We start from the raw sequence: 8,237 nt of genomic DNA on the forward strand, positions 1-8,237 counted from the left end.
GTGAGAAGGATGGAAAATTAGATTTTTTTCTCAATTGGGGCTACACTAGCTAAAAGTTTTTTCAAACCTACTTCTGGGAAATTGATTTTTAATTCCTGAGTAGCTCCGTTACCTGAAACTTCCAGAACAGTTCCCTCTCCCCATTTCTTGTGGAGAGCAATGTCACCAATGGACCAATTTGTCTCGCTAGACGCTGATTTTGCACCAGCTGAAAATTGACTAAACGGAAGGCCACTTGACTGGATAGTTTTTAGGGCCGCACTGCGTTTACGGTCTTGGAGGGCCTGGGCAAGACTCATACCTTGACCGAAGGCAAGGCCACCACTGCTATATGATGCCTTAAAGCTTGTATTTGCTGGACGAGCCAATCCTTGATACTCAAGCAATTCTGAACTGATTTCGTTAATAAAACGAGTCGGACGGTTGTAGTTGGTACGACCAAAAAGCAGGCGCGAGTTGGCATTTGTCAGATAGAGAATTTTCTCTGCACGCGTAATTCCTACATAGGCCAGACGGCGTTCTTCTTCCAATTCATCTGGATCTTCAGCCGCACGACTAAGCGGAAAGACATTTTCTTCCATCCCAATCAAAAAGACAACTGGAAACTCGAGACCTTTGGCAGCATGCAGGGTCATCAGGGTCACTTCTGATGTCTCATGACTACCTGAATCTGTGTCTGCAATTAAGGCCAAATCATTTAAGAAACGACTCAGTTTATCCAGACCAGTTTCCTCTTCTGACACATCAGAGGTGTCATCAAAGTTTTTCGTCACAGAAAGGAACTCTTCGATATTTTCAACCCGAGCCTTGCTTTCTAGAGTCGCTTGGGCATTAAGAATATCGACGTAACCTGTTTTTTCTAGAACCGCCTCAACCAACTCAGTAATGCTTAAGTGGTCCAGTTGCTCTCGTAAATCTAGAATCATATTGGCAAAATCCCAGATAGACTGGGCTACTTTACCCTTGATACCAGATAACATGATATTGGCTGAAGCATCTAGCATAGACATGTCTTGCATATTCGCAAAGTCACGGATTTTCTCAACTGTACCTGGCCCAATTCCACGTTTCGGTTCGTTGATAATACGCTCAAAACTGATATTGTCACTCAAATTGGCAATGAGGTTGAGATAAGCGATAATATCACGAATTTCCTTACGACTGTAGAATTTAGTTCCGCCAACCATGGTATAAGGAATATTGGACTTGAGCAGGGATTCCTCAATAGTACGGGACTGCGCATTTGTACGATAGAGAACTGCAAAATCCTTGTGAAGGAAGTTTTGACTCCGACCAAGTTCATCGATAGTTCTGGCTACAAATACAGCCTCATCTAGCTCATCATTGGCACGATAGTAAACGATTTGTTCACCATCAGCGTTTTGAGTCCAGAGATTCTTAGGACGGCGGTTTTTATTGTTTTTAATGACCTCGTTGGCCGCTTGAAGAATGGTTTTAGTGGAACGGTAATTCTCCTCCAACAAAACAACCTTGGCTTGAGGATAATCCTTTTCAAAATCCAAGATATTCTGCATATCAGCACCACGCCAACCGTAGATAGACTGGTCCGCATCCCCAACCACACAGATATTTTTAAAACGGGAAGCCAAGAGTTTGACCAGTTGGTACTGAGCATGGTTGGTATCTTGGTACTCATCAACATGAATGTACTGAAACTTCTGCTGGTAGTAGGTCAAAACATCAGGATTCTGATCAAAGAGACGCAAGGTCAGCATAATCAAATCATCAAAGTCAACCGACTCTGACTGACGAAGCTCTTTTTGGTAAGCCGTGTAACACTGAGCCACGATTTGTGTATACATATCACCTGCTTGGGCAGCATAAGCTACATCATCAATCAAGTCATTCTTGGCATTGGAAATAGTCCCTAAGATGCTTCGTTCATTCCATTTTTTCGGATCCAAGTTCAACTGCTTGAGAATCCGTTTCATGAGAGTTCGCTGTTCACCAGGATCTACAATAGTGAAATTGCGGTTGTAGCCAATATGGTCCGCATCACGACGCAGAATACGAACACACATGGAGTGAAAGGTCGCAATCAAACAGTCCTGGGTTGATGGATTAAGATTATAGGCACGCTCTTTCATCTCACGCGCAGCCTTATTAGTAAAGGTAATAGCCAAGATATTCCATGGATTGACCAGCTTTTCATCTATCAAATAAGCGATACGATGGGTTAAAACACGGGTCTTTCCAGAACCAGCCCCTGCCATGATTAACAAGGGACCTTCTGTCGTTTGCACCGCCTCAGCCTGACGTTCATTCATTCCATTTAATAATGCGTTCATCTTCTCTTCCTTACTCTTGAAGTCAATATTTCTATTATATCAGAATTCAGGGAAAATATCTTTACCTAGACTGGTTGCGTGTAGAAGACGACTCCTTATATCTAGATAAAAAATGAGCTTGGATATTATTTCCAAACTCATTTTTTACTCAATGAAAGTCGAAGTGCAAACTAGGAAGCTAGCCGCAGGTTGCTCAAAGCACTGCTTTGAGGTTGTAAATAAGACTGACGAAGTCAGTCACATATATAATCCAAGGTGAAGCTGACGTGGTTTGAAGAGATTTTCGAAGAGTATAAAGTCAATTTCAATATACTAGAACAATCCTAGGACTGTTCCGTCACTTTCAACATCCATGTTGAGAGCTGCTGGTCGTTTTGGAAGTCCTGGCATGGTCATGACATCACCAGTTAGGGCAACGATAAAGCCTGCCCCTAATTTTGGTACTAATTCACGAATGGTAATTTCAAAGTTTTCAGGTGCTCCAAGTGCATTTGGATTGTCAGAGAAACTGTACTGAGTTTTAGCCATACAGATTGGTAATTTGTCCCATCCGTTTTGAACGATTTGAGCGATTTGTGTTTGAGCTTTCTTCTCAAAGTTCACTTTGCTACCACGGTAGATTTCAGTAACAATCTTTTCAATCTTTTCTTGGACAGAAAGGTCATTATCATACAAACGTTTGTAGTTAGCTGGGGTTTCAGCAATAGTTTTGACAACTGTTTCGGCAAGTGCTACTCCACCTTCTGCACCATCAGCCCAGACACTTGCTAGTTCAACTGGCACATCAATTGAGGCACAGAGTTCTTTCAAGGCTGCGATTTCATCTTCTGTATCAGAAACAAATTCGTTGATAGCTACTACTGCTGGAATACCGAACTTACGGATATTTTCAACGTGGCGTTTCAAGTTAGCAAAACCTGCACGAACTGCCTCTACATTTTCTTCAGTCAGAGCGTCTTTAGCCACACCACCATTCATCTTAAGGGCACGAAGGGTTGCGACAATGACAACTGCATCTGGAGATGTTGGCAAGTTTGGTGTCTTGATATCAAGGAATTTCTCAGCACCAAGGTCTGCACCAAAACCAGCTTCAGTAACTGTATAATCAGCCAAGTGAAGAGCTGTTGTAGTTGCCAAGACTGAATTACATCCATGAGCAATATTGGCAAATGGACCACCGTGTACAAAGGCAGGTGTACCGTAAATTGTCTGAACCAGGTTCGGCTTAATCGCATCCTTCAAGATCAAAGCTAAAGCACCTTCAATCTGCAAATCACCTACAGAAACAGGTGTACGATCATAGCGATAACCAATAACGATATTCGCCAAACGGCGTTTCAAGTCCTCGATGTCTGTTGCCAAGCAAAGAATTGCCATGATCTCTGAAGCAACTGTAATGTCAAAGCCATCCTCACGTGGAATACCATTTAGAGGGCCACCAAGCCCAACGGTCACATGGCGAAGAGCACGGTCGTTCAAGTCTACAACACGTTTCCAGAGGATACGACGTTGGTCAATTCCCAACTCATTCCCTTGGTGCAAATGGTTGTCAATCAAGGCAGAAAGAGCATTGTTGGCAGTCGTAATGGCATGCATGTCCCCCGTAAAGTGGAGGTTGATGTCTTCCATTGGCAGAACTTGAGCATACCCACCACCAGCAGCACCACCCTTAATCCCCATTACAGGACCAAGAGATGGTTCGCGGATAGCAATCATGGTTTTCTTGCCAATTTTATTCAAGGCATCCGCCAGACCAATGGTAATGGTTGATTTTCCTTCACCTGCAGGTGTTGGATTGATGGCAGTAACCAAAATCAATTTCCCAACTGGATTGCTCTCAACTGCACGAATTTTATCAAAGCTGAGCTTAGCCTTGTACTTTCCATACAACTCCAAATCGTCGTAAGAAATACCAAGTTTCTCTACAACATCAACGATTGGCTTCAACTCAATACTCTGTGCGATTTCAATATCTGTTTTCATTCAAAACTCCTCTAACCTCTTATATGATAATTCATTATATCACAAAACAAGATTTTTAACATCCTTAAACTATCTAAACGTTCGTAAATATCTCTATTTTTAAGGTTTTTAGACTCCTTTCTTAAATTTTATATGGCTTTATAGTTTGAAACTATATTCTTTTCTTTTACCAAATTTTTATCACTTTCATTTTACTTACCGTTTATTTTTGTGTACAATAGTGCTATGAAAATTTTAGTTACATCGGGCGGTACCAGTGAAGCTATCGATAGCGTCCGCTCTATCACTAACCATTCCACAGGTCGCTTGGGGAAAATCATCACAGAAACCCTGCTTGCTGCAGGGCATGAAGTTTGTTTGATAACAACAAAACGAGCTTTGAAGCCAGAATCCCATCCCAACCTAAATATTCGAGAAATTAACAATACCAAGGACCTTCTACTAGAAATGCAAGAACGTGTTCAGGATTATCAGGTCTTGATTCACTCAATAGCTGTTTCTGACTACACTCCTGTTTATATGACTGGGCTAGAAGAAGTTCAGGCTAGCTCCAATCTAGAAGAATTTTTAAGCAAGCAGAATCATCAAGCCAAGATTTCTTCAACTGACGAGGTTCAGGTTTTGTTCCTAAAAAAGACACCCAAAATCATCTCTCTAGTCAAGGAATGGAATCCTGCTATTCATCTGATTGGTTTCAAACTGCTGGTTGATGTTACCGAAGACCATCTGGTTGACATTGCTAGAAAAAGTCTTATCAAAAACCAAGCTGACTTAATCATTGCAAATGACCTGACTCAAATTTCAGCAGATCAGCATCGAGCTATCTTTGTTGAAAAAAATCAGCTTCAATCTGTTAATACTAAAGAAGAAATTGCAGAACTCCTCCTTGAAAAAATTCAAGCCTACCATTCATAGAAAGGAAAGCTATGGCAAACATTCTCTTGGCTGTAACAGGATCAATCGCCTCTTACAAGTCGGCAGATTTAGTCAGTTCTCTAAAAAAACAAGGTCATCAAGTCACTGTCTTAATGACTCAGGCTGCTACAGAGTTTATCCAACCTTTGACACTACAGGTACTCTCACAGAATTCCGTCCACTTAGATGTCATGAAAGAACCCTATCCTGATCAAGTCAATCATATCGAACTTGGAAAAAAAGCAGATTTATTTATCGTGGCCCCTGCAACAGCTAACACTATTGCAAAACTAGCCCACGGCTTTGCGGACAACATGATAACCTGTATGGCTCTGGCCTTGCCAAGTCATATTCCTAAACTAATAGCTCCTGCTATGAATACAAAAATGTATGACCATCCAGCAACTCAGGCTAATCTGAAAACATTAGAAACCTACGGCTATCAGCTGATTGCTCCTAAGGAATCCCTACTAGCTTGTGGAGACCACGGACGAGGAGCCTTAGCTGACCTCACAATTATTTTAGAAAGAATAAAGGAAACTCTCGATGAAAAAACGCTCTAATATTGCACCCATTGCTATCTTTTTTGCAACCATGCTCGTGATACACTTTCTGAGCTCACTTATCTTTAACCTTTTTCCATTTCCAATCAAACCGACCATCGTTCATATTCCTGTCATTATTGCCAGCATTATTTACGGTCCACGCGTTGGGGTTACACTTGGATTTTTGATGGGACTTCTTAGCTTGACGGTTAATACAATTACGATTCTACCGACAAGCTACCTCTTCTCACCTTTTGTACCAAACGGAAACATCTACTCAGCTATCATTGCCATCGTCCCACGTATTTTGATTGGTTTAACTCCTTATCTGGTCTATAAACTGATGAAAAATAAAACTGGGCTAATTCTAGCTGGTGCCCTTGGTTCACTTACCAACACAGTCTTTGTACTTGGTGGAATTTTCTACCTTTTTGGAAATGTATTTGATGGTAATATCCAAAAACTCCTAGCAACCGTTATCTCAACAAATTCGATTGCTGAATTAGTCATTTCCGCAGTTCTAACCCTAGCCATTGTTCCAAGACTACAGACTTTGAAAAAATAAAAACAATCTCCACTTTCAAACCTGAAGGTGGAGATTTTGTTTGATATAGTTACTATTATTAGTGAAATCTTTACCAATATCTAACTAAAAATGACCTATAAACCTAAGTAAATCCTTGCTTTATTGTCTTCTTTATTGTACTATACTAGTGTATATACAGATAAAAAGGAGATTCTTATGAATACACGGAAAAAGACACAATTTATGACAATGACAGCCCTCTTAACAGCTATTGCAATTTTGATTCCGATTGTTATGCCTTTCAAGATTGTCATTCCACCTGCTTCTTACACTTTAGGAAGTCACATTGCTATTTTTATAGCCATGTTCTTGTCGCCCTTAATGGCAATTTTTGTCATACTAGCCTCTAGTTTTGGATTTTTGATGGCTGGATATCCCATGGTTATCGTATTTCGAGCTTTTTCCCATATCTTTTTTGGGACTCTAGGAGCTCTTTACCTACAAAAATTCCCCGATACCCTAGATAAACCAAAATCTTCTTGGATTTTTAACTTTGTTTTGGCTGTCATTCATGCCCTTGCTGAAGTATTAGCCTGTGTCCTTTTTTACGCAACTTCTGGTACCAATGTAGAAAATATGTTTTATGTTCTATTTGTACTAGTTGGATTTGGCACAATTATCCATAGTATGGTAGACTATACATTAGCACTAGCTGTCTATAAAGTGCTTCGAAAACGCCGTTAAGAGGAAAAACTATGACAAAAGATCGCAAACAAGCCCTGCTCCAAGTCTTGAAAGAAGCTCCTAAAGCCCTCAATGGTCAAAGTTTGGCTGAACATTTTCATGTCACGCGTCAGGTCATTGTACAGGATATTGCAATTTTGAGAGCCGATGGCGCTCCTATCCTATCCACCAATCGTGGCTACGTCTATAAGCAAATTGATACTAACCCTTATGTTCATAAACTTTTTAAAGTGAAACATGAAGTTGAAGAAATCGGTCAAGAACTCCTCGCTATCGTTGATAATGGAGGACGTGTCCAGAATACTTTGATTGACCATCCTGTTTATGGAGAAATTGAAACCTTGCTTAAACTTTCTTGCCGCCGAGACGTTCAACATTTTCTAGAACAAGTCGAGCATTCTGATTTTAAACCTTTATCTGAATTGACAGATGGTATCCATTACCACCTAGTTGAAGCCGAAACACAACAAGACCTCCACTATATCGAGGAGGCCTTAGATCAGCTAGGTTATTTAGTAAAGGATTAGAAAATTTTCTTTTCCCAATCGTCTTCTGTACGGCGAGGGTAGAAAAATTCAGATTTGTCCGGTGCTTCCATCATCTCCATCAAGGGTAACATATCATAGGCCAGATCCAAGTTTGGAATCTGGTCTTTTTGCACCCAAGAAACTTCTCCCTCTTCTGAAGATTGAAGAGTTCCAGTAAACTCTGTCATTTTATAGATAATTGAACTATAAAAACCTCCAGATTAGAAACTATGATTTAATTCACTAACCTGGAGGTTTTAGATAATTATTCGACTCTTACAAATTTGCTAGCCATTTTATCAAGTAAATATACTGATTAAATTTCTTCATTCTCTTTACGACGACGTCCTCCTACAAGACCTAAACTAAGTAAAGCACTTGTAATTGCAACTGGAATAGCTAATGTTGATTTTACTGTACCAGTATTAGGTAATGCTTTTGCTGCGGTCTTAAGCGCTTCTAGGTCTCCATTGTTGTGGACGCCTCGAATTGCTGCTTTACCTGGTAGGGCAACACTTGCTGCTGTACTTGCGTCACTGTTGCCGTGTTTTGCAGTTGCGCTAACTTGTGTTCCTGCACTCGCTGCATTATGCGCTACAGTGACTACTCCAGTCCTTGGATCTACACTTACACCGTCTTTAGATGGTGTTAGACTCCATGTTGAGCCAGTTTCGTTGCGACCACTGTT

8 protein-coding genes and 1 pseudogene are annotated in these 8,237 nt (G+C 40.7%); 5 read left to right on the forward strand and 4 right to left on the reverse strand.

Features of this window, described 5'->3' with window-relative positions; translation table 11 throughout:
- Positions 1-17: 17 nt before the first annotated feature.
- Together pcrA and HMPREF0851_RS07415 are read right to left on the reverse strand one after the other, a co-directional pair.
- The gene (gene pcrA / locus HMPREF0851_RS07410) at positions 18-2,309 is read right to left on the reverse strand and encodes a DNA helicase PcrA (protein ID WP_000992911.1); all 2,292 of its coding nucleotides are present in this window, start codon (positions 2,307-2,309) and stop codon (positions 18-20) included.
- Between the two features lie 312 nt (positions 2,310-2,621).
- The gene (locus tag HMPREF0851_RS07415; protein ID WP_000845252.1) at positions 2,622-4,292 is read right to left on the reverse strand and encodes a formate--tetrahydrofolate ligase; all 1,671 of its coding nucleotides are present in this window, start codon (positions 4,290-4,292) and stop codon (positions 2,622-2,624) included.
- Positions 4,293-4,517: 225 nt separating this feature from the next.
- Here HMPREF0851_RS07415 and coaB point away from each other — a divergent pair, with 225 nt between their 5' ends.
- The 5 genes from coaB (at position 4,518) to HMPREF0851_RS07440 (ending at position 7,549) form a co-directional block, all read left to right on the forward strand.
- Positions 4,518-5,207, forward strand: coding sequence for a phosphopantothenate--cysteine ligase (gene coaB, locus HMPREF0851_RS07420; RefSeq protein ID WP_000699516.1), 690 nt, complete (start codon positions 4,518-4,520; stop codon positions 5,205-5,207).
- A gap of 11 nt (positions 5,208-5,218) precedes the next feature.
- Entirely contained in the window at positions 5,219-5,770 is a 552-nt protein-coding gene (coaC, locus tag HMPREF0851_RS07425) for a phosphopantothenoylcysteine decarboxylase (protein WP_001284131.1), read from the forward strand.
- Entirely contained in the window at positions 5,754-6,317 is a 564-nt protein-coding gene (locus tag HMPREF0851_RS07430) for an ECF transporter S component (protein WP_000747412.1), read from the forward strand. Before coaC ends, HMPREF0851_RS07430 begins: the two co-directional genes overlap by 17 nt.
- A gap of 177 nt (positions 6,318-6,494) precedes the next feature.
- Positions 6,495-7,022 carry an ECF transporter S component gene (locus HMPREF0851_RS07435; RefSeq protein WP_001097390.1) on the forward strand — a complete coding sequence of 176 codons (528 nt, stop codon included), beginning with the start codon at positions 6,495-6,497 and terminating at the stop codon, positions 7,020-7,022.
- An 11-nt stretch (positions 7,023-7,033) separates the two neighbouring features.
- Positions 7,034-7,549, forward strand: a complete 516-nt coding sequence (locus HMPREF0851_RS07440; protein ID WP_000159192.1) for a transcription repressor NadR — start codon at positions 7,034-7,036, stop codon at positions 7,547-7,549.
- On the opposite strand, the pseudogene HMPREF0851_RS07445 reads toward HMPREF0851_RS07440, so the two are convergent.
- Positions 7,546-7,770, reverse strand: a pseudogene (locus HMPREF0851_RS07445) (NUDIX hydrolase); the annotation flags it as partial. The gene HMPREF0851_RS07440 and the pseudogene HMPREF0851_RS07445 overlap by 4 nt on opposite strands.
- A gap of 95 nt (positions 7,771-7,865) precedes the next feature.
- A partial coding sequence (locus tag HMPREF0851_RS16280) for an LPXTG cell wall anchor domain-containing protein (protein WP_198004167.1) occupies positions 7,866-8,237 on the reverse strand: 372 nt, incomplete at its 5' end.

Origin of the sequence: Streptococcus sp. M334 (assembly GCF_000187745.1) — a bacterium.
Lineage (GTDB): Bacteria > Bacillota > Bacilli > Lactobacillales > Streptococcaceae > Streptococcus.